Raw genomic sequence first — 25,461 nt, 5'->3', positions numbered from 1 at the left:
TTTATCAGAAAGCTTTTATTTTCGTTATAAAAAGTGTAAGCTTTTTTTGAAAGGTAATTAGTAATCAGCGGAGGGTTAATAAATGAACGAAAAAACTTTATCGAAGCGACTCCAGTTAGTTGCATCCTTCCTGCCAAAAGAAGCAAGATTTGCAGATATTGGATCTGATCATGCATATTTACCGTGCTTTGTATGCCTTCAAGACGAGCATGCAACAGCAATTGCTGGTGAATTGAATGAGGGACCATATCAAAGTGCAAAAAAAACGGTAGGAGATTTACAAATAGATGACCGAATCGAAGTAAGGAAAGGAAACGGGCTATCAGTAATTAAACCAGGCGAAGTGGAGCAAGTTGTTATTGCTGGAATGGGCGGAAGTCTAATTTCAACTATTTTAGAAGAGGGAAAAGATAAACTCCTTTCTGTAAAACGAATTATTACGCAACCTAATGTTGATGCGGACGCTATTAGAAAATGGTTTGATCAAAATGATTTTCAACTCACAGATGAAAAAATAATAGAAGAAGATGGTCATATATACGAAATTCTCGTAGGTGACCGAAATAGTGAATACGTTGCTTACACAATGGAAAACAAAAGAAGAGAACTATTATTTGGTCCGATTCTTTTGCGCGAAAAGTCAACGGCATTTAAGCAAAAGTGGAAAATAGAATTAGATAGAAAAAAACACGCATTAAAGCAAATGGAGAATGCGAAAACTCCCAATATCGAACGAATGAATATGTTTCAGGAAGAAATTAAGGAGATTGAGGAGGTTCTAGAAAATGAATAAAACAGTCCTGGCTAATGATCTAATTAAAGCTTTCGAACAATGGGCATCAAAATCATTAGCTTATGATTGGGATAATGTAGGGCTACAAGTCGGAACATTAAATAAAAAAACACAAAAGGTTATGGTTACACTGGATGTTTTGGAAAATGTAGTTGATGAGGCAATCACAAAAGGTGTTGATTTGATTATAGCTCACCATCCAATCTTATTTAAGCCATTAAAACAAATAAATTTAGATACAGCATCTGGTAGAGTAATACAAAAACTTATGAAGCATGATATAACGGTTTATGCAGCTCATACAAACCTTGATATAGCAAAGGGGGGAGTTAGTGACATTTTAGCAGATTATTTAGGTGTGGAAGATACAGAAGTTCTAGTACCGTCCACTCAAGATGATTGGTTTAAATTAATAGTTTATGTACCCGAAAGTCATGCGGAAAGTTTTACAGAAGCAATTGGTGATGCAGGAGCAGGTCATATCGGAAATTACAGCCACTGTGTCTTTCAAACGAAAGGAACTGGATCATTTAAGCCATTAGACGGAACTGACCCTTACATAGGAACGCAAGGAGAGATTGAAAAAGTCGACGAAATAAAGGTTGAAACTATTATAAGCCAATCGCAAGTTGCGAAGTTTCTTCCAATTGTTTTTGAAGCACATCCTTATGAAGAAGTTGCTTATGATTTAATTCCGTTGGGTAATAAAGGGGAGCCTGTAGGAGCAGGTAGAATTGGTGTATTACCTGAGCCGATATCACTTCAGTCATTTTGTGAACATGTAAAAGAGCGTTTAGATGTACCAACACTTCGAGTGACTGGTGATTTAACGAAGAAAGTTAAAAAAATTGCGATCCTTGGAGGAAGTGGTGAAGACTTTATAGTCAATGCGAAAAGAATGGGTGCTGATGTGTATGTTACTGGTGATATGACGTTCCATGAGGCACAGGACGCGTGGCAAATGGGATTGAACGTCGTAGATCCCGGGCACTATGTCGAGAAAGTAATGAAAAAGGCCGTGAAGGATTTCCTAGAGAAGGAAATAAAGACTATGGATGCTTCCGTGGAAGTAATCGTCTCAACCAGTAACACAGAACCATTTCAGTTTATTTGAAGCCATTTATTAATGCGTTGAAGATCCATACTGTGCAGTAACTATTACAGTCGCTATTGATTTTGGCGGCTAAGAGATCCGTTATTTTGCTTTAAATCCCAGACTTTATGATTTAACGGCTACCTTATCCCATATTTGCCCTGATTTCAATGATTTCGTAGGCATTTTGTTGAACTAGCGTATAACCGCTCAGATGAAAAATCCGCCTAAACAGGGTATATAAGGGCCACACATCCGCTTAAATTGCATTCGTAAAATATCTCTTTGTTATGTCATAGTTTATAGATTATGTGTAATAAAAAAGAGGACCGACTTGTGAAGTCAGGTCCTCTTTCATGTTTTTATTTCTTTACTTTTACTTTAGGTAAAATTTTAGTTTGTTGTACCTTAAATGTAAGGTCCCAAGTACTTTTATCGTTTTGATCAAAGGCTTCTATAAATTTGATTACTTCTTTTGTGATTGGAGTTGGCGTTGAAGCACCAGCTGTAATCGCTACTGTATTGACACCTTCCAACCACTCTAATTTAATCTCAGATACATCTGCAATGCGATAAGCTTTTGTACCAGCGTGTTCTTCTGAGACTTGTGCTAGACGATTAGAGTTGTTACTTCTAGGATCTCCGACAACTAAGGTAAGGTCTGCCTCTTTTGCTTGTTCTGCCACTGCCTCTTGTCGTACCTGAGTCGCCATACATATTTCTTGAATCATTTCAGTTTGTGGGAATTTTTCTTGTACTTTTAACATGACATCATATACATCCCACTGGCTCATCGTTGTTTGATTGGTAACAACAATTTTATCTGCATGTAAATCAAGTTGATCAACGTCATCTTCTGTTTGAATTAAGTGTACGTGATCGGGTGCCACACCAACTGCCCCTTCAGGTTCTGGGTGGCCTTTTTTACCAATATATACAATTTCATAGCCTTCTTTTACTTTTTCTCTAATTAAGTCATGTGTACGGGTTACATCTGGACACGTAGCATCTAGAACAGTTAACCCTTTATTCTCGGCGCGTTTTTTTACTTCAGGTGAAACACCATGTGCGGTGAAAACAACTGTACCTTCATTAATTTCTTCTAATAATTCCGCACGATTTTTACCATCTAGTGTGATCACACCTTCACTTTCGAAAGCATTTGTTACATGTGCATTATGAACAATCATTCCAAGAATATATATAGGACGGGGTAGATTTGGGTCTTTTACTGCGTTTTGAGCAATGACCATTGCATCTACTACACCGTAACAATAACCACGTGGAGCAATTTTAATAACATCCATTTTGGTTCCCCCTCTGTTTTGTATGTTTTTTATATTTTAGGGCATTAGTTTCATTATAAAGGTAAAACTAAGAGTTGACAAAGGTAAATGTGTACAAGAATGAAAGAATAATGATGAAAAGTATAAATCCATGTGCAATTTTGCATTAACTAACCTATAATGGTTAAAGTACCAACCATTAGAATTAAAGGAGTATTATACATGTCTAACCATTCGTTTAAGGAATATACACTTCAGCCGATCATGCAAGAAGTGATTGATAAATTACAATTTAAGGAACCAACACCTATACAGCAAAAAGTTATTCCTGCTGCACTTCGAGGTGAAAGTATTATTGGTCAATCCCATACTGGTTCAGGAAAAACACACGCTTTTTTATTGCCGCTTTTCAATGCGCTAAATGAGAATGATAAACAAGTGCAATTTGTTGTTACTTCTCCTACAAGAGAGTTAGCAACACAAATATATGATGAAGTAAAGAAAATAATTACCTATGCAGAGAAAGAAGATCAATGGTCTGCAAAACTTTTTATCGGTGGAACCGATAAAAAGCGAACGATCGAAAAGTTAAAAGAACAACCGCAAATCGTAATTGGAACACCAGGAAGAATACTGGATCTCATTAATGAGGGTGCCTTAGACATATTCTCTGCAAAATCCTTTGTAATTGATGAAGCGGATCTTATGTTTGATTTGGGACTAATTAAAGAAGTAGATCAAATGCTAGTGAAAGCTAATCCAGAGATTCAAGTAATGGTCTTTTCTGCTACAATTCCAGAGCGTTTGCAGCCTTTTCTGAAAAAATACTTACAAAATCCAGCCTATTTTAATTTACAGGATCAAATAGCGCCTGAAAAAATGGAGCATCGATTGGTACCTTTAAGACATAGACAAGTGTCAGAGATGGTATATCGTATTTCACAATCGATTCAACCATACCTTGCAATTATATTTACAAACGGAAAAGAACTAGCGAACGAGCTAGCAAAAGAGCTTACGGAAAAAGGAATGGACGTAGGTATAATCCATGGTGGATTAACACCAAGAGAGAGAAAACGAGTGTTAAAAGACATTCAAGGTCTTCGTTATCAATACATTGTTGCTACGGATTTAGCAGCGCGGGGAATTGATATCAAGGGCGTTAGCCATGTTATAAATGCGCAAATGCCTAAAGAGGAAGAGTTTTACGTGCATCGAGTTGGAAGAACTGCACGTGCCGGACTTGAAGGAACAGCGATCAATATTTATACAGACGAAGATCTATCCTTAGTTGAAAAATTAGAACAAAGAGGATTAACATTTGATAGTTATGATGTAGTGAACGGGGAATGGAAAGAATCTAAAGCTTGGAACGAAAGAGCTCAGAGAAAAAAGAAAAGTAATGAATTGGATCAAGAAGCATGGAGAAAAGTGAGAAAACCTAAAAAAGTAAAGCCTGGTTATAAAAAGAAAATGAAATACCAACAGGAAAAAGCGAAAAGGAAGATCGTACGAAGCAAGAATCCAAAAAAATAAATCACTTTATGTTAGAATCTTTTTATATTATTTTTTTCACTCATCTAACGCATGTTTTAGAAGTTAATTGCGCAATGAGTAACAAAGAGAGAGGTGTAGGAAGTGAAAATAGGATCGCATGTGTCCATGAGCGGAAAGAAAATGTTATTAGGTTCCAGTGAGGAAGCTACTTCTTATGGGGCTACAACATTTATGATTTATACTGGGGCACCACAAAACACGAGAAGGCGCCCGATTGAAGAGTTAAACATAGAAGCTGGAATTGCTCATATGAAAGAAAATAATATAGTTGATATAGTAGTCCATGCACCTTATATTATTAATCTTGGTAATACAACCAAAAAAGAAACATTTGAGTTAGGCGTTAACTTTCTTACAGACGAAATAAAACGTACGGAAGCACTTGGAGCAAAACAGATTGTGCTTCACCCTGGTGCACATGTTGGGGAAGGTGCAGATAAAGGAATAGCCAAGATTATTGAAGGTTTGAATGAAGTTTTGCATCAAGATCAAAATGTGCAAATTGCATTAGAAACGATGGCTGGAAAAGGGTCGGAAGTCGGTAGATCATTTGAAGAATTAGCAAAGATCATAGACGGAGTGCACTTAAACAATAAACTGTCCATTTGTTTAGATACCTGTCACGTTCATGATGCAGGTTATGATATTGTAAATGACTTTGATGGCGTATTAGATCAATTTGACCGGGTTATTGGCCTAGATCGGTTAAAGGTTATTCATGTTAACGATAGCAAAAATGTTACTGGTGCAGCCAAAGATAGACATGAAAATATTGGTTTCGGCCACATCGGATACGATGCGCTTCGGTATGTAGTTCATCATCCCCAACTGAAGGAATTACCAAAAATTCTTGAAACACCGTATGTTGGGGAAGATAAAAAGAATAAAAAGCCACCTTATCGATTTGAAATTGAAATGTTAAAAGGGGAAGGCTTTGTTACAGACCTAAAGGATAAAATTCTAGCACAATAATAATTACTCATAAGCAGTCAATACTGCTTATGAGCTTTTTTAGTTAAACCAGGATTCCACACCATATTGTTTGATTAATTTATTAAACAATTGTTGGGCTTTTTGAGCTGTTTGCAAATCTGTTAGTTGTGCTAATTTTTTATAAAGTGTTAAGCGGTCTTTCTCTTCGAATGGATCTAATTTTGTTGTAGACATATAGGATGTAATTTTTTCTGCTTGGGTTTTATTTATTGTTATACCATACTCTTTACTATAAGTAAGTAAATCCTCTACACTGATTTGTTTTAGTCTTTTTAATATCGTTTTTTTCATAATATTATTCATATAATAATAACTCCTTACATATGTTTTTTGGCAGTTAATTCAGTATATGCTAGTAATCTAAATTGTTTCGCAATTCTAACTTAGGCTTTAATTGTTGCATTTTTTTTCCTTTTTCGTTAGTATGTGTTGCTAGAGTACAAACCCTTGTACTTTCGATAAATAGAGGAGTGTTATTATGATTAAAATTTTAGCGAAATGGATGATAAGCCTTAGTTTACTAACCATTGCTGGCGTAGGTATATATCACGGTTATTCGACATATAAAACGAATATATTAACTTTAGAACAAGAGAATGAGCAATTAAAAAATAAGAATGATCGCTTAAGGGCGCAAGTTAGCTACAAGGATTCGAATCCAGAAAACCCAGAAAACACCAGTAGTTATGAAAATTGGTCATTGTTAGAGAAAAAAGCCAAAAGTATGGTAGAAAAAAGTGATGGGGCTTTTAAGTCTGCTTGGGCTTTTTACCTTGTGAAGGAGGCTAAGAAATATGATATCGATCCTTTCTTAGTTTTTGAACTATTGTATGTAGAAACTGGTGGTACTTTTAATCCAGAATTGGTTGGCCCTGAAACTGTTTATGGACATGCCTATGGTATGGGACAATTCATGAAGAACACGGCACCATGGGTTGCAGATATGGCTGAATTACCATATAAAGATGAATTATTGTTTGATCCGTTTTATTCTATTCAATTATCAATTGTGTATTTAGACTTTTTACATAGTCAATACGAAAATTGGGATGAAGCGTTAACTGCTTACCACCGTGGTATGGGCGGATTAGAACAATACAAAGAAAAGCATGGACATGCTAAAAGTAACTATGCTAGCAAAATTCAAAATAATGCGAAGGATCATCAAACAGTAGCGATTGCAAATTAATTTCCATTTCTAGCGGAAACTTCCTTGTAATAAAAATTGATAAGTCCATACACTATAAAAGCACCTCGAAACAGGAAAGTGAGGGTCTTAAAATGGACGAATCGTATCGTAATCAAAGAAACGAGGAAGTCGAAGACGCCCCAAGATTCGGGGAGGAAGAAGCTGATGTCGTAGCTGCAAGACAACAAGGTGCGCAAGAGCACCTTGTTGTTGAAGACGAAGAGCTTTATTCCTTAGATGAGGCATATAAAAGGGACGAAGAAATAGCCCAAGAGTTAACTGCAAATGAATTTAATCGACCAATGCGAGCAGAAGAAAAAGAAACCGAGATGAGATCAGAAGTGAAAACTGGTTTTGGCTGGTTGGCGATCATTTTGGCTGCATTATCTTTTTTCGTAATGCCAATCATTATGGGTGCTGCTGGGATTATCTTTGGTTTTGTTGCAAAAGGACGAGGTGCAGATACTTTAGGGAACACAGCGATTGTCGCGGGCGCTATTTCTATCGCCATTTCGCTCTTTATCACCCCATTTGTTTAAAAAAAGCTGGCTCATTTTAATGAGCCAGCTTTTTTACATTTGTTCTTGTTCTTCTTTTTCTCTTTTTTCAAGAAATTCTTGTGCTATTTTGTCTACTTCTTTTTTGAGTTCTTCTACCATTGTTTCTTCAGGAACTTTTCGAATAATTTCTCCATGGCGGAATAGTAGTCCTTCCCCACGCGCACCTGCAATCCCGATATCAGCTTCTCTAGCTTCACCAGGTCCATTGACTGCACAACCAAGTACTGCTACTTTAATTGGTGCTTTAATTGTGGAAATATATTCTTCCACTTCATTTGCAATTTTAATTAAATCAATTTCAATTCGCCCGCAAGTTGGACAAGAAATAAGCGTTGCTGCATTAGATGCTAATCCAAATGTCTTTAAAAGTTCTCTCGCTACTTTTACTTCCTCTACTGGATCCGCACTTAAGGAGATTCTCATGGTGTTCCCAATCCCTTTACTTAGGATTGCGCCCATACCTGCAGCACTTTTAATGCTTCCGGCAAAAAGAGTGCCCGATTCTGTTATGCCAAGGTGAAGTGGATATTTAATAACCTCAGCAGCCTTTTCGTAAGCTTCAATTGCAAGACCCACGTCGGAAGCTTTTAACGATACGACTATATCATGGAAGTCTAACTCCTCAAGAATTTGAATATGATGTAAAGCACTTTCTACCATACCATCAGCAGTAGGATAACCGTACTTTTCTAAAATGTGTCTCTCTAAAGAACCAGCATTTACACCTATACGAATTGGAATGCCTTTTGCTTTGGCAGCATTGACAACTGCTTCCACTTTATCTCTTTTCCCAATGTTTCCAGGGTTAATCCGAATTTTATCAGCGCCACCTTCAATTGCTTTTAGCGCCAATTTATAATTGAAATGTATATCAACTACTAAAGGAATATTGATTCTCTTCTTAATTTCAGGAATAGCATTTGCTGCACGTTCGTCCGGACAAGCAATACGAACTACTTGGCATCCAGCTTCTTCTAGTCTATTTATTTCTGCCACAGTTGCTTCTACGTCATGTGTTTTTGTAGTGGTCATCGATTGAATGATCACTTCATCCCTGCCACCTATAATTAGGTTACCAACTTTAACTGGACGCGTATCTTTTCTATGCGTTAGAGTCATAAGTATATCGCTCCTTTATTTGATCGTGTCGCGAATTATTATATTATTAATTACCACTGTCCATTATAAGGGTATAAAGATAAAATGAGAAGTAGCAAAGCTTATAATTTATTAATTCTTATAAATTGGAAAGAGATAGTTGGTGTTTGGTTGTATTTCATGTGGGTTAACACCAGGATTAAGCTTTTCAAAATCGGCAATAATAACTTCCATTTTTATCGATGAATTATGATCGGTATTGAATGTTTCTACAATGGATATCACTGTTTCTCCGGGCCTAACTTTGTAACTTTTAACGGCGTATCTTGTGGTTGGGTGCTCTTCCGTTATATTTTCTTTATCTACGTCATTAATTTCTTCTTCAACTTGTTCTGACTCGACCACATTTTCACTCGAATTAGAATCTATCGTAGTTGTATGTTCAACGTTTGTTCCCACGGTTAAGTCTTTAAAGATACTAAGGAATAATAAAATTATTCCTATAGTAAGGCACATTTTTTTGAATAAACCCATTTTATCTGCCTCCTTATATGTAATACTAATTCGACACTTCTTCATAAATCCTTTTTTTTTGAAACGTTATTTCGTTATAATACGTAAAGTATACAAGAGAGTAAAAATAAAGGAGGGAATGTAAATGGGGGATTGGATTAGTTTTGTAGTAGTTGGATTAGGTACTTTATTTTTAATTGGAGAATTATTAGTCAATATGAGAGGCCTTTTTGGTATCATAGGATTTGGATTTATTACCTTTTACTTTTTAGACTACTTAGATCCTGGTATGTTTTTTATCATGTTAGCTATTTATGTAATTGGGATTATTCTTATCGTTATCGATGGTAAATTTATAAATGATGGTACCCTTGCAACTATAGGTGCAGTTTGTATGATCCTATCAGTTGGTTTGAGTTCACCTAACTGGGTAGCGGGGTTATATGCAGTTATTGGTGTTATAATTGGTGGTTTTGCTTCGCTGTTTTTCTTGAAAGTATTTAAACGGAGAGATATGTGGACGAAGCTTACATTAGTCGATCAATTAACTGGGGACAAAGGGTATAGTACGATGAACCATTCCTATAGTGATTTAGTAGATAAAGAAGGAATCACGCTTACAGATATGAGACCAGTAGGAACGGTGCGAATAAAGGATCATGACTATAGTGCTGTTACAAATGGCCAATGGATTAAAAAAGATACATTAATTCGAGTTACACATGTCGATGGGACAAAGATTTTAGTATCAAAAATAGAAAGTGATGCAAAATAACGGTAAAGAAAAAGCATTTCATCCTTATAACGATGAAATGCTTTTATATTTATTAAAGCAATACATATAATGGATGAAATGTCGAATTATGACGTTTTGTTTTAAGTAATTGTAAATTTAGTGTAAAGAAATGACGATAATTATTTACAAGACATTTACTTATCCTTAATAATGGACAAGGTGTGCTTATACTATTTTTAATTACTCAAAATGTGAAGGGATGAATTTCCAGTGAATATTGATGTACAGACACTGATTTTTGAATTCGTTGGTGGACTTGGTATATTCTTGTTAGGATTAAAGTTCATGGGTGACGGGCTTCAAAAAAGTGCAGGGGATAGACTAAGAGATATATTAGATCGCTTTACAAGTAATCCATTTATGGGTGTATTGGCGGGTATCATTGTTACGATTTTAATACAGAGTAGTTCTGGTACTACCGTTCTTACTGTTGGTTTAGTAAATGCTGGTTTTATGACCCTTCGACAGTCCATTGGTGTTATTATGGGTGCAAACATCGGAACAACCGTGACAGCATTCATTATTGGTATCGACATTGGTGCGTATTCTTTACCAATCATGGCAGTAGGTGCATTTTTACTGTTTTTCTTTAAAAATAATAAGGTTTCAAACATCGGACAAACAGTCTTTGGATTTGGCTCTTTATTCTATGGTTTAGAATTAATGAGTGGAGGAATGAAGCCATTACGTGACGTACAAGCCTTTATTGATTTAACAGTAAGTATGTCAGAAAGCCCGATTTTGGGTGTTGTAATCGGGACATTATTCACATTTATAGTTCAAAGCTCTAGTGCTACTATTGGCATATTACAAGGTCTATTTAGTGAAGGTGCGGTAACATTAAATGCAGCCCTTCCGGTGTTGTTTGGTGATAATATTGGTACGACCATTACAGCAATTTTAGCATCAATTGGTGCGAGTATTGCAGCTAGAAGAGCAGCATTTACCCATGTCATATTCAACCTAATTGGGACAACGATATTCTTAGTTATATTACCGTTGTTCACAAAATTTGTTGTTTTCTTACAAGATCAATTGAATTTAAATGAAGAGATGACAATTGCATTCGCTCACGGCTCTTTTAATATTGCAAATACAATTATTCAGTTCCCATTTATTGCTGGTCTTGCTTGGTTAGTGACGAAGCTTATCCCTGGTGAAGATGTAGTTGTTGAATATAAACCAAAGCACTTAGATCCAATTTTTATTCAACAATCACCAATTGTTGCTTTAGATCAAGCGAAAGAGGAAATCCTTAGAATGGGCGAATATGCACACAAAGGGTTAGAAGAAACAAAATTATATTTAAATACACATCATCAAAAACATGCAGATATGGCACTTCAAATTGAAGGAGCCTTAAATAATCTGGATCGTGAAATTACGAATTATTTGGTTAGTCTTTCTGGAACATCCTTCTCTGAAGCTGATAGTGCAAAGCACTCGGCATTATTAGACTCAGTCCGGGATATCGAAAGAATAGGTGACCACTTTGAAAATATTGTTGAGTTAATTGAATATAAAATTTCTAACAAAGTTGTTATAACGGAACAAGCACAGGAAGATCTGAACGATATGATTGATCTTACCTTAATTACAGTTAAAGAAGCTATTTCAGCTCTAGATAATATGGATAGAGAATCAGCATTAGCTGTTGTTCGGAAAGAAAATCAAATTGACGATATGGAAAGAGCATATCGTAAGAAACACATCATAAGACTTAATGAAGGTGCATGTACGGGTACTGCTGGAATTGTCTTTGTGGACATTATAAGTAACTTAGAAAGAATTGGAGATCATGCAGTTAACATTGCAGAAGAAGTCTTAGGAGAAAAAGTAGATTAATGATAAGGAGGCTTATGCCTCCTTTTTCATTCTTAAATATAATAGTGACAAAATATAAAAAAGGTCTTGAATCAAATGTGTGGACGTGCTATATTATTTTTGTTGCCATTTTAATGAAACAACATTTTGTATTGACTTATTAATTGTAGGTAAGTATAATATAATTCGTCGCTTCACAAAATTTTCAAAATTATATTCCACAGTAGCTCAGTGGTAGAGCAATCGGCTGTTAACCGATCGGTCGTAGGTTCGAGTCCTACCTGTGGAGCCATATGGCGGTGTAGCTCAGCTGGCGAGAGCGTACGGTTCATACCCGTAAGGTCGGGGGTTCGATCCCCTCCGCCGCTACCATAAAATATATAAATAACATAATGGCGGTTGTGGTGAAGTGGTTAACACATCGGATTGTGGTTCCGACATGCGTGGGTTCGATCCCCATCATCCGCCCCATTTTCATTTGTTATAAGGACCCTTAGCTCAGTTGGTTAGAGCTATCGGCTCATAACCGATCGGTCGCAGGTTCGAGTCCTGCAGGGTCCACCATAAACGCGGAGGAATACCCAAGTCCGGCTGAAGGGATCGGTCTTGAAAACCGACAGGGGCTTCACGGCCCGCGGGGGTTCGAATCCCTCTTCCTCCGCCATACATAATTCCGGATAGAACTTTACGATTATACGTTTCTGATACAACATCGAAACAATTTTGAGAGAATCTAAATAAATAATTTTATGGCTCGGTAGCTCAGTCGGTAGAGCAACGGACTGAAAATCCGTGTGTCGGCGGTTCGATTCCGTCCCGAGCCACCATTTTATAACAAGCAAATATGCTTGTTTTTTTGTTGTTTAGAAAATAAATATTAGGGAAATATGAAATGGGAAAGATAATTTTTTTAGCTAAAGAGAGCAAAACAGTTGCATGGATTATATTATCTTTGATAATCTTTCCTAAAGAGGAGAAACTTTACAGTGTAAAAAGTTTTGTTTCTTACATAAATTAAAGGAGGAATTTATTATGGCAAAATTTGAATTACCAGAATTACCTTACGCTTATGATGCATTAGAACCGCATATTGACAAGGAAACAATGAACATCCACCATACAAAACACCACAATACGTATGTAACAAAATTAAATGGTGCGTTAGAAGGACATGAGGAGCTAGCTAACAAATCACTTGATGAACTTCTTTCTGATTTAAATAGTCTACCAGAATCAATTCGTACAGCAGTTAGAAACAACGGTGGTGGACATGCAAATCACAGTCTGTTCTGGACGTTACTTTCACCAAATGGTGGCGGTGAACCTACTGGTGAACTTGCTGATAAAATTTCTGCAAAATTTGGTAGCCTTGACAAATTTAAAGAAGAGTTCGCAGCAGCTGGTGCAGGACGATTTGGATCTGGTTGGGCATGGTTAATTGTTAACAATGGCGAGCTTGAAGTTACAAGCACACCAAATCAAGATACTCCTGTAATGGAAGGTAAAACGCCTATTTTAGGGCTTGATGTTTGGGAACACGCTTATTATCTTAAGTACCAAAACAAGCGTCCTGATTACATTGCAGCATTTTGGAATGTAGTTAATTGGGATGAAGTTTCTAAATTATATGAAGCAGCAAAATAATGCAAAAAAGCCCTTAAAAGGGCTTTTTTTTGTTTTGAATTATTATGAGTTTATACAAAACTTACATATTAATACAGTGTAGCTTCTTCTGCATATCTCGTTGTTTATTTGAAATAATAAAGACAGATAGACAAAGGAGACGGGAGCTATATGAAAATAAAGTTAAATTTGCTAGGAGATATTACAATTGATCGCGACTTAAAGTTACTTCTAACAATTGGTGGATTATATGCTCTATCAACATTTCTTTCCAATACATTTGTAAATATTTATTTATGGAAGCAATCTGGAGATTACATTAATATTGCTTTATATAATATTGCAGTTTATATTATGCAACCTCTCACCTTTATTTTAGCTGGAAGATGGGCGAAAAAAGTGGACAGAGTAATCGTTCTAAGGTTGGGGGTTATTTTTTTATCTCTTTTTTACATGACAGTTTTAATTGTAGGAGAGAGTGCGGCTAAATATAATATGTTGTTAGGGGCTTTGTTAGGGATTGGTTATGGCTTTTATTGGTTAGCTTTTAACGTATTAACCTTTGAAGTAACGGAACCCGAGACTAGAGACTTCTTTAATGGCTTTTTAGGATTAATGCAGTCTTTCGGTGGTATGATTGGTCCGGTTCTTGCTGGTTACGTTATTTCAAGGATGGATAGTTTTCAGGGTTACACCATTATCTTTTCCATTTCATTTGTTCTATTTGCGCTTGCTGTCATATGTACAATGTTCTTAAAGCGGCGTTCGGCAAAAGGGAACTTCTCTTTTCGGCGTATTATCTATGAGCGGAAGAATAATGAAGATTGGAAGCGAATTTTAAATGCACATGTGTTTCAAGGACTTAGAGAAGGAACATTTCTTTTTGTTATTTCGATATGGATTTTCATTACTACACAAAGCGAATTTGCTCTAGGGACATTTAACCTTGTATTTTCAGGTTTTTCTTTAGTGTTTTATTTTATGGCTACTAAATTTATTAAGCCAAGAATGCGAAAATGGGCGATTTTCGCAGGAGGACTTTCCCTTTATTTAGCAGTATATCTGATATTGATCCATACGAGTTATACAACACTATTGATTTATGGAGCTATCATTGGGATCTCCTACCCAATATTTACGGTTCCGTATATTTCCATGACATTTGATGTTATAGGAAAAGCATGGAAAGCAGGAGAAATGCGAATTGAATATATTGTTGTACGTGAATTATTTGTAAACTTAGGAAGGGTATCTTCTATTATCCTATTTTTACTTGCAGTTAGCATTTTCGAACCTGAAACCATTATTCCTTATTTACTAATGATTGTAGGGGCAGGTCATTTTGTTATATACTTCTTTATTAAGGATATAAAATTGCATGGTACAGCAAACGAAGAAGATGTGCCAGTAAAAGAAGGAATTGCAAATAATGAAAATAGATAAACGTTCTAGTTGCTATAGATAATAAATGGTATAATAATGATATCGTTGGTTAAAAGTTGAACAGGCCTTTTCCTGTTCAACTTTCTATGTTTACGTATCATAAATCATCTAGGAGTAGAGGGATCATTAATGGGAAAGAAAAAAAAGAAATCTTATCTTCCTTTTCGTTTAAATATATTGTTTATTTTTGTTTTTGCTTTGTTCTCTTTATTAATATTACAGTTAGGTGTCGTGCAAATCTTAAATGGTGAGGAAGCTCAAAAGGAAATAAAGAAAACAATAGATACAAATACGAAATTGCCAGTGCCGAGAGGACTCATGTATGACCGGTTTGGTCGAATTGTTTTAGATAACGAGCCAGTACGCTCGATTACCTACACTCCTCCAAAAGGGGGAGACACTGCAGAAAAACGCCTTGAGATTGCAGAGAAACTCGCTAATTTTATTACTATTGAAAGTGATGAAGAAGAGCTTTTAAAGAGAGTTAGAGAAAGAGATAAGAAAGAATATTGGTTTCTTTTTAATGAGGAAGATGCGCAATCCCGACTTACTTCCGAAGAGAAAGAGGAACTTACTGCAGGAGAGCAATATCAGGCGATGCTAGATAAGACTACGAGCGCGGATTATAATGAATTTGATTGGAATGACATGGATTTGTTAAATGTTGTTGCGATTAAGAAAGAATTAGATCAAGCTTTTGAGTTGTCACCACACGTTGTGAAAAATGAAGATGTAAGTGCAGAAGAATTTGCTATGGTAGCAGAACATTTGTATGAACTACCTGGTATAGATGCATCGAATGATTGGAATAGAAGAACAGTCTACGATGATACATTCAAAAATTTTCTTGGGAGAATTTCTTCTTCGAATGAAGGGATCCCGCGAGATAATAGTGATTTCTATTTAACACGTGGGTATAGTCGTAATGATCGTGTAGGCCTAAGCGGTCTAGAGCAACAATATGAAAGTGAATTGCGTGGGCTTAAGGAAGAAGTACAATATACAACTGACAAAACTGGTGCAGTTGTTGGAATGCAATCTGTAGTCGATGGACAAAGTGGGAATGATTTAATACTTTCAGTTGATATAGAACTGCAACAAAAAGTTGACCAAATTGTCAGAGAGGAATTAGAAGCTGCAGTCACAGAAAGTCCAGAGAAGAACAAATTCTTAGAGGATGCAATGGTTGTCATGATGGAACCTAAAACGGGAGAAATATTGGCAATATCCGGTGCACATTATGATCGAGAAAACGATGAGTACAGAGATGAGTCTTTTCGAGTTGTATATGACGCCCATCAGCCTGGTTCAGCTATTAAAGGTTCTACGATATTAGCGGGATTTGAGTCAGGAGTTATAAATATTGGTGAATCAATTTATGACCGACCAATTAAAATTGCAGAATCTGTTAAAAGTTCATGGCGTAACCTTGGTCCAACCAATGATATTCGTGCCCTAGAACAGTCCTCAAATGTTTACATGTTCCACATTGCCATGCGAATGGCAGGAGCAACATATCAATATGGTGAACCGCTCTATAATTTTAATTGGGATACATTTCAAACGATGCGAAATTACTTCCATCAATTTGGACTAGGGGTTGAAACAGGAATTGACTTGCCATTTGAAAGTACCGGTGTTGTTGGGACTAGTCCAATGGCGGGGAATTTGCTTGATTTTTCGATTGGTCAGTATGATACGTACACAACACTACAGTTAGCGCAATATGTATCTACAATAGCAAATGATGGGTATAGAGTGCGTCCACGACTAGTAAAAGAGGTGCGTAAGCCTGAACCGGAAAAAGAGAAGTTAGGTCCGGTAATCAGTTCTTTTAATACAGAAGTTCTTAATAAAATCCAAATGGATGATCGGTACATCTCTCGTGTGCAAGAGGGATTTGTAGATGTTTTTAGCAAAGGAACTGCAGCTAACGCATGGGGTGATCGCGCTAGTGAATATAAAATGGCAGGAAAAACAGGCACTGCAGAAAATGATATATATGAAAACAGAGCATTGGTTGGTGAGACCGAGAACTTAACGCTAGTTGGTTATTCACCTTATGACAATCCAGAAGTTGCATTTGCTATTGTAGTTCCAAGGAACGGTCAAAATACTGGTCTTAATCCACACCATACTATTGGTAAGCGAATTATGGATGCTTATTACGAATTGAAAGAAGCGCGGGCAAAAGATGGTATAAATCTCGATTTGTCTTCAGAAGATAATGACGAAAACGAAGAAGAAATAACAGAGACAGAAGCAGAATAAATATTGGCACTGGCCATGATAACATTCTTATTGTTATCATGGCTTTTTTTGTTTGTTCGAGATCAACTAAGAATAAAGGCTCAACTTCATAGTATGACGATCCGACAAAAAAATATTCAAATTTACATTTTCTTTACAGTAGCTTAACGGTAAGTTCATACTGAAGCGTTAAGATGTATTTGTGGCAGAGTTAAGCCAAGCCCAAATTATTAAAAACAAATCAGTAGGGGGAAATTTCAAATGAAGAAAATCAAGTTGTTTACTTTAGCTGCACTTCTTATGTTACTAATAGGTTTACTTGCGGCATGTGGTACAGATGAGGAAACAGAGGGAAACACTGGTAATGAGAACACAAATGCTGAAGAGCCGGAAAACACAGATTCAGAAAATGCGGAAGAAGGATCTGAAGAAGAAGCTAGTGCTCTTGAAGGTAGCGTAGTTATAGATGGTTCTGGTACGGTTTATCCTTTCATGGCAAAAATGGCTGATAACTACATGACAAATGAACAACCTGAGGTTTCAGTTGAAGTAGGTCGTGCTGGTACTTCTGCAGGATTTGAGAAATTCTTGGTTGCAGAAAGCGGAACAGATTTTAATGATGCATCACGTACAATTAAAGATGAAGAAGCTGCAAAAGCCGAGGAACTAGGTATTGAGCACAAAGAATTCCAAGTTGCTCTTGACGGTATTACAATCGTTATTAACCCTGAAAACGACTGGGCTGAAGAACTTACTGTCGATCAAGTGAAGGAATTATTCCTAGCTAGCTCTGGATACAAAAACTGGAGCGACGTTGATCCAAGCTTCCCAGATCAACCTATCGTTGCTATGGGTCCTAACGAAAACCACGGTACGTATGAGTTCTTCTATGAAGAAATCCTTGAAGAACAAGATTTAGTGGATGGAATTAACTTACAACAAGACTATTCAACTCTAGTTCAATTAGTATCCCAAGATAAAAATGCTGTTGCGTTCTTTGGCTTTGGATACTATGACAACAATCAAGATAAAGTAAAAGCTATAAACATTGACTTTGGCGACGGTCCAGTTGCTCCGTCTCTTGATACAATTGGTTTAACGGAAGACTTTGGTTACATGCCTTTCACACGTCCGGTATTTACTTACTTGAATGTAGGAATGGCTAAAGAAAAAGCGCAAGTGCTTGACTATGCAATCTATACAATGGAAAATGCGCAAGATGTAGCAGCCGAAACTGGCTTTGCTCCACTAGCGGATGACAAAATTCAAGAATCTCTTGATTTTTTAAACGGATTGAAGTAATTTCAGGAAACGAATAATCTTAGCGGGAAGGTGAGAAGTAGACTTCTCACCTCCTTCTAATGTGATGGATACTCAATTTAAATATGCATTTTTTATTTGTCCTTCAAAAAAGGATGAAAGGGGTTTTATCATTTGGGACGTTCTAATAAAAAAAATAGAGAAGAAAATTTAAATATTCGTGCAATGATAGAAAAAAATAAAAACTCTTTTAGTATAGCTACCATCACGGAAAAAACGATCCCATATTTTCTGTTAGGGATAGCAACGATCTCAATCTTAACAACAATTGGTATTGTTTTCACGTTGTTAAGTGAAACAATTTCTTTTTTTCAAGCAGTTCCATTTTGGGATTTTTATACAGGAACAACATTGAAACCTTTAGGTGATGACGCGCAGTTTGGAATCCTACCTTTGTTAACAGGTACAATTCTTTCTACCCTTATTGCTATCGCCGTTGCTATTCCTATCGGTTTAATGACTGCGGTTTTCTTGAGTGAATACGCATCTGATCATATAAGAAAAGTATTAAAGCCAATTCTTGAAATACTAGCAGGAATTCCAACGATTGTTTATGGCTTTTTTGCATTTACTTTTGTTACACCACTACTAAGATCCTTTATTCCTGCTTTGGATCCAACTAATATCCTCAGTCCAGGGATAGTGATGGGAATTATGATTATTCCAATGGTTGCATCGCTCTCGGAGGATGCCATGAGTTCTGTGCCTAATTCAATGAGAGAAGGGGCACTAGCATTAGGTGCAACCAAACTGGAAGTAACGTGGAAAGTTATTGTTCCAGCAGCTATTTCTGGTATAATCGCTTCTTTTGTACTTGCGATATCGCGTGCAATAGGAGAAACAATGATTGTGACGATTGCAAGTGGAAGTACCAAGGCATTCACATTTGATATTACACAATCTATGCAGACGATGACGGCATACATTGTTGAAGTAACGGGTGGAGAAGCTGCTGCAGGTACAACACTTTATTATAGTTTATATGCAGTTGCCATGACGTTGTTTGTATTTACTCTAGTAATGAACCTAATAGCACAATATATTTCCCGTAAATTTAGGGAGGAATATTAAGATGAAATATATGGATATCGAACAAGTACAAAAAAATATGACACCTCGTTTATTTAAAAATAATTTAGCGAAATCAGGTTACTTTATAGCCTCTTTATTTGGATTACTTGTCTTAATAATCCTCATATTTAGAGTCTTTTCCGACAGTCTAGGATGGATTGATTGGCAATTTTTGTCGAATAAATTATCGACAGACGCCGAACGAGCAGGTATCTTAGGCGCAATTATGGGAACCGTTTGGCTGATGTTCGTTGTAGCACCTGTTACTGTATTCTTGGGTGTTGGAACAGCTATTTACCTAGAAGAGTATGCAAAAAAAGGGCGAATTAGAGATATAATTCAAACGAATATTGCAAACCTAGCTGGTGTTCCTTCCGTAGTGTTCGGGATTCTTGGTTTAACTGTATTCGTAAGGGCAATGGGGTTAGGCAACATAATTTTAGCTGGTGGTTTAACCATGGCCCTTCTCATACTTCCAATCGTTGTAGTAGCAAGTCAAGAAGCAATAAGAGCAGTGCCGCAGCAATTAAGAGAGGCCTCTTACGGTATGGGAGCAACAAAATGGCAAACAGTTAAGCGTATCGTTATACCAGCAGCAATTCCAGGTATCTTAACAGGGGTGATTTTATCTCTTTCAAGAGCAATCGGTGAGACGGCTCCACTAGTGGTAATCGGCATTCCGGCTTTAATAATGCCAATTCCGGAAGGCGTTTTTGATAAGTTTACCGTAATGCCTATGCAAATTTATTATTGGACGATTGACTCAGTTTTGGTCGAAGAGTATGCCAATCTTGCAGCTGCTACAATCGTTATTCTGTTGATTATTTTATTCTTAATGAATTCAATCGCGATTATAATTCGGAACAAGTTTCAAAAAAGATTCTAAAAGTAGGAGTGATCATTAATGAGTATTAACATGCAACTTCACGTAGATAACCGAAATGCAAATCAACTTTCTAGTGTTGATACTAGCTTAGATCATAATATCGTTTATGATACAGAGGATTTAAATTTATGGTATGGCAATACACATGCATTAAAAAGTATTACGTTACCTATTTATGAAAAGCAGGTAACTGCAATTATTGGACCTTCAGGTTGTGGAAAATCAACCTACCTGAAAACGTTAAACAGAATGGTGGAATTAGTTCCAGGTGTCCGTACCTCCGGAGTAATTAAATATAGAGGGCAAAGTATATTAGATCGATCATTTAAGGTGGAAGAATTAAGAACAAAAGTTGGTATGGTATTTCAAAAACCTAACCCATTTCCTAAATCCATCTATGACAATATTGCATATGGACCTAGAATTCATGGTATTAAAAACAAAAAAATCTTGGATGAAATTGTGGAAAAGAGCCTTCGTGGTGCCTATATTTGGGATGAAGTAAAGGATCGACTCAAAGAAAATGCTTATGGATTATCAGGTGGTCAGCAACAACGAATTTGTATTGCTCGCTGTTTGGCAATTGAACCAGATGTTATTTTAATGGATGAACCTACTTCTGCACTTGATCCTAAATCAACATTAAAGGTGGAAGAGTTAATTGAGAAGTTGAAACAAGACTATTCCATTATCATTGTTACGCATAACATGCAGCAAGCAGCGAGAATCTCCGATAAGACAGCATTCTTTTTAAATGGAGAAGTAATTGAATATGCGGATACAAATTTCTTATTCTCAACACCAAAAGATAGAAGAACAGAGGATTATATAACTGGCCGTTTCGGATAATAGGAAAAGAGGGGAAAATATGGTTGCTAGAGAACAATTTCAAATGGAGTTAAATACATTAAAGGCGATGATTATAGATTTAGCTCATGGTGCAGAAAAGCTTTTATACGATGCTGTTCAAGCTTTATATACTGCGGATATTGATTTAGCTAAACAAGTGATTGCATATGATAAAGAGTTAGATAAAAAGGATATGCAAATTAATGAAGCGGCAATATTACTCATCGCTAAGCAACAGCCAGTAGCTTCTGATTTAAGAAGGTTAATCGTTGCCATTAGAACGTCTTCGGATTTAGAGCGTATGGCTGATAATGCAAAAAATATCGCGAAGGCTACCATCCATTTAGGTGAAAATCATGGGATAGAAATACACAGTTCTATTAAAGAAATGAAAAATGTAGCCATAGATATGATTGATTTGTCGATAAAAGCATATGAAAATGAGGATATCACCTTAGCTAGGAAGCTTGGTGAATTGGATGATCATATTGATGGTATGTATTCTTCTATGCTTAAAGAGTTATTGGAAGAAACGGCAACTAACCCTGAAAAAATACAACATATTATGCAAATGGCCTTTAGTGGACGATATATTGAAAGATTCGGTGATCATGCGACAAACATCGGAGAAAGTATTATGTATCTGGTGAAAGGCGAATCATTTGATTTGAATGAATAAATAGGTAAAGAGGGACCAGTTATAAAATGGACTCCCTCTTTTTCTTCTACCACTAAGACTAATTTGTGATAATCTTTGCGATCTCTTCTACGGTATTCGTCGAAGTAATTTCAAATTCACCGATTTGAATTTTAGTACTGTAGTCGTTTTCCTCTAGATAAGAAATAAAGTCGTCTGGATCTTCAATCAGCCCAGCTGAATTTAATTGATCAGCAATTTTACCAACATTCATCCCAGGTTCGATAACGAGATTGAATGTGGATGGTTGTTGCTCAGAGATAGGTTCCTCTTCCTCTGATTCTCCTCCACCTTCTGCTTCGTTTAGTGGTTCTTTTATTTCTGGCTCATCACTAGTTGAATCTGGTGATTCATCACTTTCGGTTTGATCGACCGGATCTTTTTCAATCGTGTACCCTTCTTTTTCTAACTCGAGTATCATTTCTTCCGTAGTCATCGCTAGTTGCGGTTGGTTAGAAGGCTCTGGTTCGTTTGCGTCTGCTTCTATATAATAAGTTAATGCCAATAATCCTGTGGCACAAAAAACACCTAACGAAAATGCCTGGATAATTTGTTTCATATAAACGCCTCTACTTTTCCTTTAATTGATTGACGATTGAATGGACATCGTATTCGCTGAGCTCTGTTTCTTTAGCAATATCATTAACCGAATATCCTTGCCGATACATCTGATTAATTTTTTGCATTAATGGACTATGAACCGTTTTTGTGGTTTGGAATTTGGGATCTATCAACTCTTCAGGTAGTAGCTCTTCTTCTAATATCTTCATTTTCTTTTTGAGTTGATAGGAATCCTGTAATGAAGAAATAGATAACTGTTCTAATTGTTCTTCTATTTGTTTAAACCGATCGTTCATAAAAAAAGATAAGATAAATAAAACGATAGCAACTGTTATAAGACTAATTATTGTAATAATCACGATGTTCCCTCCAGTATAAACTACGTATAGTTTATACTATAACAGTTTATATGACAAAAAACTGAATATGAATATAAAAGTGAGTAATCTTTTGTATGCCTACTTGAAATTAACAAGAAATTTTGGTAATATGATTAAGTCTGAAATAAGATATGCAGTAATTGTAGTTTTTTATTGATAAAAGGTTTGGAGGGATAATCATGCGCGTAAACATCACACTTGCTTGTACTGAAACTGGTGATCGTAACTATATTACAACTAAAAATAAACGTAAACATCCAGAACGTTTAGAATTAAAAAAATACAGCCCGCGATTAAAAAGACATACTTTACATCGCGAAACAAAATAATACGATCAAAGTACATTACAAACTCTTACCATCACATACTAATATGTGGGTAAGAGTTTTTCATTTAATTAAGTGAAGTCAGAGGGGTGTTTTCTTGCTGGAGAAAGAGATGCTAAGAAAAGAAGCAAAACAAAGACTTGCTCAAATAACCGAATTGGATCGAGCTAGTATCGAAAAGAATATGCTTCATCATCTTTTACATAGTGAAATTTGGAATAAGGCAAACCGTATTGCCATAACGATCTCCCAACCATATGAATGGAGTACAAAAGAGATAATTAGAGCGGCTTGGGAACAAGGGAAAAAAGTATGTATTCCCAAATGTTACCCAGTGAAAAAAGAAATGATTTTCTATGATTTTTCATCTTTTAAAGAATTAGAAAGTGTGTATTTTAACTTATATGAACCAATTCCAAACACAGACTTGAAACAAGACAAAAACGATATTGACCTCATTATTGTCCCTGGCATTTTATTTGACCTTGAAGGATACAGAATTGGACATGGTGGTGGGTATTATGATCGTTATTTAAAAGGATACCACGGTGATACGCTTTCTCTTGCTAGCACTTTTCAAGTAATAAAGGAGATACCGAGAGAACATTTTGATATTGCCGTTCAAGTTATTGTCACAGAAGAAGGATTTCTGTAACAAATCATTATATTTATTTCTTTTCGGTGCACACTAAAAGAAACTGGAGTGAAGGAAGGATGAAAATGATGAGATCTTTCTTAGTCATAAGTAGTTTAGTTGTAGGTGCCGGTGTCATTTTTCAAAAAAGGTATAAGTTGTTAAATATGCTATTGGCTGTAACTGTTATAAGAAGAACAGTTGTTGCTGTTTCAATGAATTTACCATATGTTCGAAATAAGATATTACCAAGCATTCTAGGACGTTCAGCATCATAAGCTGAACGTTTTTTTGATTAGTCTCAATAGCTGAGCCAAATGGTGATGTATTGGTAAAGGAACATGTTAAAATGACTAAAAGGGGAGGAGATGCAATGTTTATAAAAGAAGTGTATTTATTCTATCGTATCTCTTATCAATTGGTCCATGATCACAAGTGGGAGATTGTTGTTATGAATAATAACAATGAAATCTGGCTTGAAAAAAAAGTAAAAGGTAAAACACATGTAATTAGAATGATTCAACGTAGTTTTGATTGGAAAAATCATATGCAAAATGACATAAATGCTACCTTAAACAAAACGAACAAAATAAAACGCTTCTTGATGGGAAGAAACATCGAGTTACATAATGTATATATTGCTACTTATCCACCAGTAGATGATTGGGAGTTTTTAAAAAAGCCAAGAGCATTATCAGAGAACAAACTAAAAAAGTTGAGTGTATATTATTTAGACCAAACAGACTGGCAGAAAGAAATTTCACGTCTCTACTCTGCGGTAGGTATGGACTATAGTGGTATTGACTATCCTACCTCAGAAATAGAACTAGAACAAATTACACAATACCTAAAGTCGATGTTAATTGGAAAATATCAAGATCAAATCAAGGAGACCAAAAATCTTTTTCAAAATGGAAAACCGAAAATAACTTATGTTTTATTGGGGATCAATTTATTTTTATTTATGTTGTTGGAAATGAGTGGAGGGAGTACAAATATAGAAGCCCTGATTAATTTAGGGGCAAAATACAACCCAGCTATTATAGAAGGTGAATGGTGGAGAATTATATCTTCCATGTTTCTACATATTGGTGTGTTGCATTTATTTATGAACATGCTTGCCTTATTTTATGTAGGGGCGTTAGTGGAACAAATATACGGAAATGTACGTTTCACTATTATTTACTTTCTTGCCGGCATAATAGGTGGTTTATCAAGTTTTGCATTTAATTCTCAAGTAGCTGCAGGTGCGTCGGGTGCTTTGTTTGGTTTGTTTGGAGCCTTATTATTTTTCGGTTTAAATTATCGTAGAGTATTTTTTCAGACGATGGGGTGGAATGTGATATTTGTAATCTTGTTAAATATCATGTTTGGTCTTTCCATTCCCGCTATTGATAATGGGGCACACTTAGGAGGTCTATTAGGAGGGTTTGTAGCATCTTCCATTGTCTTTTTTCCGAGTAGACAAAAAAAGATAATCCAACTGTTTGCTATTATCGTATATGCAAGTCTAGCTATTGGTCTTGTGGTATTGGGGTTATCAAATGCAACTGTTTAAATAAATGCATCTTTACTTATATAAGCTCTAAGATATAAATTGCAAAACTGAAATATGGGATGCTTACGAAGGAAAGTTTCTATTAACACCTGACATGGCTGAAGTGCATTGTATCCTTTCTCTCTTGTGGTAAAGCTAAACAACAAGTAGAAAAAGGGATG

The 25,461-nt window shown here is 36.0% G+C and carries 26 protein-coding genes and 6 tRNA genes; 26 read left to right on the top strand and 6 right to left on the bottom strand.

Annotated elements, in window-relative coordinates; translation table 11 throughout:
* The first annotated feature begins 82 nt into the window (after nucleotides 1-82).
* Both NYQ66_RS17765 and NYQ66_RS17760 read left to right on the top strand, forming a co-directional pair.
* Entirely contained in the window at nucleotides 83-793 is a 711-nt protein-coding gene (locus NYQ66_RS17765) for a tRNA (adenine(22)-N(1))-methyltransferase (protein ID WP_259871408.1), read from the top strand.
* On the top strand, nucleotides 786-1,907 hold the full coding sequence (locus NYQ66_RS17760; protein ID WP_259871407.1) for a Nif3-like dinuclear metal center hexameric protein: 1,122 nt from the start codon (nucleotides 786-788) through the stop codon (nucleotides 1,905-1,907). Before NYQ66_RS17765 ends, NYQ66_RS17760 begins: the two co-directional genes overlap by 8 nt.
* Nucleotides 1,908-2,248: 341 nt before the next feature.
* Here NYQ66_RS17760 and NYQ66_RS17755 read toward each other — a convergent pair whose 3' ends face one another.
* Nucleotides 2,249-3,193: a 4-hydroxy-3-methylbut-2-enyl diphosphate reductase gene (locus NYQ66_RS17755; RefSeq protein ID WP_259871406.1), complete on the bottom strand. Its 945-nt coding sequence runs from the start codon at nucleotides 3,191-3,193 to the stop codon at nucleotides 2,249-2,251.
* Nucleotides 3,194-3,394: 201 nt separating this feature from the next.
* On the opposite strand from NYQ66_RS17755, the gene NYQ66_RS17750 reads away from it, so the two are divergent.
* Together NYQ66_RS17750 and NYQ66_RS17745 are read left to right on the top strand one after the other, a co-directional pair.
* The gene (locus tag NYQ66_RS17750) at nucleotides 3,395-4,708 is read left to right on the top strand and encodes a DEAD/DEAH box helicase (protein WP_259871405.1); all 1,314 of its coding nucleotides are present in this window, start codon (nucleotides 3,395-3,397) and stop codon (nucleotides 4,706-4,708) included.
* Nucleotides 4,709-4,810: 102 nt separating this feature from the next.
* Nucleotides 4,811-5,701 carry a deoxyribonuclease IV gene (locus NYQ66_RS17745; protein WP_259871404.1) on the top strand — a complete coding sequence of 297 codons (891 nt, stop codon included), beginning with the start codon at nucleotides 4,811-4,813 and terminating at the stop codon, nucleotides 5,699-5,701.
* Between the two features lie 39 nt (nucleotides 5,702-5,740).
* On the opposite strand, the gene NYQ66_RS17740 is transcribed toward NYQ66_RS17745, so the two are convergent.
* Nucleotides 5,741-6,025 carry a DUF2624 domain-containing protein gene (locus tag NYQ66_RS17740; protein WP_259871403.1) on the bottom strand — a complete coding sequence of 95 codons (285 nt, stop codon included), beginning with the start codon at nucleotides 6,023-6,025 and terminating at the stop codon, nucleotides 5,741-5,743.
* A gap of 175 nt (nucleotides 6,026-6,200) precedes the next feature.
* Here NYQ66_RS17740 and NYQ66_RS17735 point away from each other — a divergent pair, with 175 nt between their 5' ends.
* Nucleotides 6,201-6,911, top strand: coding sequence for a transglycosylase SLT domain-containing protein (locus NYQ66_RS17735; RefSeq protein ID WP_259871402.1), 711 nt, complete (start codon nucleotides 6,201-6,203; stop codon nucleotides 6,909-6,911).
* Nucleotides 6,912-7,003: 92 nt separating this feature from the next.
* Nucleotides 7,004-7,450 carry a DUF4190 domain-containing protein gene (locus NYQ66_RS17730; RefSeq protein WP_259871401.1) on the top strand — a complete coding sequence of 149 codons (447 nt, stop codon included), beginning with the start codon at nucleotides 7,004-7,006 and terminating at the stop codon, nucleotides 7,448-7,450.
* 33 nt (nucleotides 7,451-7,483) lie between these two features.
* Here NYQ66_RS17730 and ispG read toward each other — a convergent pair whose 3' ends face one another.
* The gene (gene ispG, locus NYQ66_RS17725; RefSeq protein WP_259871400.1) at nucleotides 7,484-8,590 is read right to left on the bottom strand and encodes a flavodoxin-dependent (E)-4-hydroxy-3-methylbut-2-enyl-diphosphate synthase; all 1,107 of its coding nucleotides are present in this window, start codon (nucleotides 8,588-8,590) and stop codon (nucleotides 7,484-7,486) included.
* A 111-nt stretch (nucleotides 8,591-8,701) separates the two neighbouring features.
* Nucleotides 8,702-9,103: a LysM peptidoglycan-binding domain-containing protein gene (locus NYQ66_RS17720; RefSeq protein ID WP_259871399.1), complete on the bottom strand. Its 402-nt coding sequence runs from the start codon at nucleotides 9,101-9,103 to the stop codon at nucleotides 8,702-8,704.
* Between the two features lie 124 nt (nucleotides 9,104-9,227).
* Between NYQ66_RS17720 and NYQ66_RS17715 the strand changes: the two genes are divergently transcribed.
* From NYQ66_RS17715 to phoU, 16 genes are all read left to right on the top strand, one after another.
* A complete protein-coding gene (locus NYQ66_RS17715; protein ID WP_259871398.1) occupies nucleotides 9,228-9,857 on the top strand; it encodes an NfeD family protein in 630 nt (209 codons plus the stop codon).
* Between the two features lie 231 nt (nucleotides 9,858-10,088).
* Nucleotides 10,089-11,723 (top strand): Na/Pi cotransporter family protein, encoded by a 1,635-nt coding sequence (locus tag NYQ66_RS17710; RefSeq protein ID WP_259871395.1) that lies wholly within the window; start codon nucleotides 10,089-10,091, stop codon nucleotides 11,721-11,723.
* Nucleotides 11,724-11,919: 196 nt separating this feature from the next.
* Nucleotides 11,920-11,994: transfer RNA gene (locus NYQ66_RS17705), tRNA-Asn, on the top strand.
* A gap of 3 nt (nucleotides 11,995-11,997) precedes the next feature.
* Nucleotides 11,998-12,074: transfer RNA gene (locus tag NYQ66_RS17700), tRNA-Met, on the top strand.
* Nucleotides 12,075-12,097: 23 nt separating this feature from the next.
* Nucleotides 12,098-12,173 (top strand) — tRNA-His (locus NYQ66_RS17695).
* A 16-nt stretch (nucleotides 12,174-12,189) separates the two neighbouring features.
* Nucleotides 12,190-12,266 (top strand) — tRNA-Ile (locus NYQ66_RS17690).
* A gap of 7 nt (nucleotides 12,267-12,273) precedes the next feature.
* A tRNA-Ser gene (locus NYQ66_RS17685) sits at nucleotides 12,274-12,366 on the top strand.
* 87 nt (nucleotides 12,367-12,453) lie between these two features.
* A tRNA-Phe gene (locus tag NYQ66_RS17680) sits at nucleotides 12,454-12,529 on the top strand.
* Nucleotides 12,530-12,734: 205 nt separating this feature from the next.
* Complete coding sequence (gene sodA, locus NYQ66_RS17675; RefSeq protein WP_259871393.1) at nucleotides 12,735-13,346, top strand: superoxide dismutase SodA; 612 nt, start codon at nucleotides 12,735-12,737, stop codon at nucleotides 13,344-13,346.
* A gap of 150 nt (nucleotides 13,347-13,496) precedes the next feature.
* On the top strand, nucleotides 13,497-14,768 hold the full coding sequence (locus NYQ66_RS17670; RefSeq protein ID WP_259871392.1) for an MFS transporter: 1,272 nt from the start codon (nucleotides 13,497-13,499) through the stop codon (nucleotides 14,766-14,768).
* A 129-nt stretch (nucleotides 14,769-14,897) separates the two neighbouring features.
* Nucleotides 14,898-17,039, top strand: coding sequence for a penicillin-binding transpeptidase domain-containing protein (locus tag NYQ66_RS17665; RefSeq protein WP_259871391.1), 2,142 nt, complete (start codon nucleotides 14,898-14,900; stop codon nucleotides 17,037-17,039).
* 240 nt (nucleotides 17,040-17,279) lie between these two features.
* The gene (locus NYQ66_RS17660; protein WP_259871388.1) at nucleotides 17,280-18,320 is read left to right on the top strand and encodes a PstS family phosphate ABC transporter substrate-binding protein; all 1,041 of its coding nucleotides are present in this window, start codon (nucleotides 17,280-17,282) and stop codon (nucleotides 18,318-18,320) included.
* Between the two features lie 183 nt (nucleotides 18,321-18,503).
* Complete coding sequence (gene pstC, locus NYQ66_RS17655; RefSeq protein WP_407652114.1) at nucleotides 18,504-19,409, top strand: phosphate ABC transporter permease subunit PstC; 906 nt, start codon at nucleotides 18,504-18,506, stop codon at nucleotides 19,407-19,409.
* A 1-nt stretch (nucleotide 19,410) separates the two neighbouring features.
* The gene (pstA, locus tag NYQ66_RS17650) at nucleotides 19,411-20,295 is read left to right on the top strand and encodes a phosphate ABC transporter permease PstA (protein ID WP_259871385.1); all 885 of its coding nucleotides are present in this window, start codon (nucleotides 19,411-19,413) and stop codon (nucleotides 20,293-20,295) included.
* A gap of 30 nt (nucleotides 20,296-20,325) precedes the next feature.
* On the top strand, nucleotides 20,326-21,144 hold the full coding sequence (pstB, locus tag NYQ66_RS17645) for a phosphate ABC transporter ATP-binding protein PstB (RefSeq protein WP_259871522.1): 819 nt from the start codon (nucleotides 20,326-20,328) through the stop codon (nucleotides 21,142-21,144).
* Nucleotides 21,145-21,163: 19 nt separating this feature from the next.
* Nucleotides 21,164-21,823 carry a phosphate signaling complex protein PhoU gene (gene phoU, locus NYQ66_RS17640; protein ID WP_259871384.1) on the top strand — a complete coding sequence of 220 codons (660 nt, stop codon included), beginning with the start codon at nucleotides 21,164-21,166 and terminating at the stop codon, nucleotides 21,821-21,823.
* A gap of 58 nt (nucleotides 21,824-21,881) precedes the next feature.
* Here phoU and NYQ66_RS17635 read toward each other — a convergent pair whose 3' ends face one another.
* Nucleotides 21,882-22,400, bottom strand: coding sequence for a hypothetical protein (locus tag NYQ66_RS17635; protein WP_259871383.1), 519 nt, complete (start codon nucleotides 22,398-22,400; stop codon nucleotides 21,882-21,884).
* A 10-nt stretch (nucleotides 22,401-22,410) separates the two neighbouring features.
* Nucleotides 22,411-22,761, bottom strand: coding sequence for a hypothetical protein (locus tag NYQ66_RS17630; protein WP_259871382.1), 351 nt, complete (start codon nucleotides 22,759-22,761; stop codon nucleotides 22,411-22,413).
* Between the two features lie 200 nt (nucleotides 22,762-22,961).
* Between NYQ66_RS17630 and rpmG the strand changes: the two genes are divergently transcribed.
* The 4 genes from rpmG to NYQ66_RS17610 all read left to right on the top strand — a co-directional run bounded on the left by rpmG (nucleotide 22,962) and on the right by NYQ66_RS17610 (nucleotide 25,300).
* Nucleotides 22,962-23,111, top strand: coding sequence for a 50S ribosomal protein L33 (gene rpmG, locus NYQ66_RS17625; protein ID WP_018933855.1), 150 nt, complete (start codon nucleotides 22,962-22,964; stop codon nucleotides 23,109-23,111).
* Between the two features lie 94 nt (nucleotides 23,112-23,205).
* On the top strand, nucleotides 23,206-23,763 hold the full coding sequence (locus tag NYQ66_RS17620) for a 5-formyltetrahydrofolate cyclo-ligase (protein WP_259871381.1): 558 nt from the start codon (nucleotides 23,206-23,208) through the stop codon (nucleotides 23,761-23,763).
* Between the two features lie 59 nt (nucleotides 23,764-23,822).
* Entirely contained in the window at nucleotides 23,823-24,020 is a 198-nt protein-coding gene (locus NYQ66_RS17615) for a hypothetical protein (protein WP_259871380.1), read from the top strand.
* Nucleotides 24,021-24,115: 95 nt separating this feature from the next.
* Nucleotides 24,116-25,300 (top strand): rhomboid family intramembrane serine protease, encoded by a 1,185-nt coding sequence (locus tag NYQ66_RS17610; protein ID WP_259871379.1) that lies wholly within the window; start codon nucleotides 24,116-24,118, stop codon nucleotides 25,298-25,300.
* Nucleotides 25,301-25,461: the final 161 nt, after the last annotated feature.

Source organism: Aquibacillus koreensis (assembly GCF_025154055.1).
Classification (GTDB): Bacteria; Bacillota; Bacilli; order Bacillales; family Amphibacillaceae; genus Aquibacillus_C; species Aquibacillus_C koreensis.
The sequence above is the reverse complement of the archived record's forward strand: the minus strand, read 5'-3'. Positions and strand labels throughout refer to the sequence as shown.

Excerpts from the sequence above, each read along its gene's own strand:
- NYQ66_RS17765 (WP_259871408.1), top strand. The coding sequence starts at position 83 with ATGAACGAAAAAACTTTATCGAAGCGACTCCAGTTAGTTGCATCCTTC.
- NYQ66_RS17720 (WP_259871399.1), bottom strand. The coding sequence starts at position 9,103 with ATGGGTTTATTCAAAAAAATGTGCCTTACTATAGGAATAATTTTATTA.
- pstA (WP_259871385.1), top strand. The coding sequence starts at position 19,411 with ATGAAATATATGGATATCGAACAAGTACAAAAAAATATGACACCTCGT.
- NYQ66_RS17660 (WP_259871388.1), top strand. The coding sequence starts at position 17,280 with ATGAAGAAAATCAAGTTGTTTACTTTAGCTGCACTTCTTATGTTACTA.
- NYQ66_RS17665 (WP_259871391.1), top strand. The coding sequence starts at position 14,898 with ATGGGAAAGAAAAAAAAGAAATCTTATCTTCCTTTTCGTTTAAATATA.
- NYQ66_RS17730 (WP_259871401.1), top strand. The coding sequence starts at position 7,004 with ATGGACGAATCGTATCGTAATCAAAGAAACGAGGAAGTCGAAGACGCC.
- NYQ66_RS17715 (WP_259871398.1), top strand. The coding sequence starts at position 9,228 with ATGGGGGATTGGATTAGTTTTGTAGTAGTTGGATTAGGTACTTTATTT.
- NYQ66_RS17735 (WP_259871402.1), top strand. The coding sequence starts at position 6,201 with ATGATTAAAATTTTAGCGAAATGGATGATAAGCCTTAGTTTACTAACC.
- phoU (WP_259871384.1), top strand. The coding sequence starts at position 21,164 with ATGGTTGCTAGAGAACAATTTCAAATGGAGTTAAATACATTAAAGGCG.
- pstC (WP_407652114.1), top strand. The coding sequence starts at position 18,504 with ATGATAGAAAAAAATAAAAACTCTTTTAGTATAGCTACCATCACGGAA.
- ispG (WP_259871400.1), bottom strand. The coding sequence starts at position 8,590 with ATGACTCTAACGCATAGAAAAGATACGCGTCCAGTTAAAGTTGGTAAC.
- NYQ66_RS17610 (WP_259871379.1), top strand. The coding sequence starts at position 24,116 with ATGTTTATAAAAGAAGTGTATTTATTCTATCGTATCTCTTATCAATTG.
- NYQ66_RS17740 (WP_259871403.1), bottom strand. The coding sequence starts at position 6,025 with ATGAATAATATTATGAAAAAAACGATATTAAAAAGACTAAAACAAATC.
- NYQ66_RS17760 (WP_259871407.1), top strand. The coding sequence starts at position 786 with ATGAATAAAACAGTCCTGGCTAATGATCTAATTAAAGCTTTCGAACAA.
- NYQ66_RS17635 (WP_259871383.1), bottom strand. The coding sequence starts at position 22,400 with ATGAAACAAATTATCCAGGCATTTTCGTTAGGTGTTTTTTGTGCCACA.
- NYQ66_RS17755 (WP_259871406.1), bottom strand. The coding sequence starts at position 3,193 with ATGGATGTTATTAAAATTGCTCCACGTGGTTATTGTTACGGTGTAGTA.
- rpmG (WP_018933855.1), top strand. The coding sequence starts at position 22,962 with ATGCGCGTAAACATCACACTTGCTTGTACTGAAACTGGTGATCGTAAC.
- sodA (WP_259871393.1), top strand. The coding sequence starts at position 12,735 with ATGGCAAAATTTGAATTACCAGAATTACCTTACGCTTATGATGCATTA.
- NYQ66_RS17615 (WP_259871380.1), top strand. The coding sequence starts at position 23,823 with ATGAAAATGATGAGATCTTTCTTAGTCATAAGTAGTTTAGTTGTAGGT.
- NYQ66_RS17670 (WP_259871392.1), top strand. The coding sequence starts at position 13,497 with ATGAAAATAAAGTTAAATTTGCTAGGAGATATTACAATTGATCGCGAC.
- pstB (WP_259871522.1), top strand. The coding sequence starts at position 20,326 with ATGCAACTTCACGTAGATAACCGAAATGCAAATCAACTTTCTAGTGTT.
- NYQ66_RS17750 (WP_259871405.1), top strand. The coding sequence starts at position 3,395 with ATGTCTAACCATTCGTTTAAGGAATATACACTTCAGCCGATCATGCAA.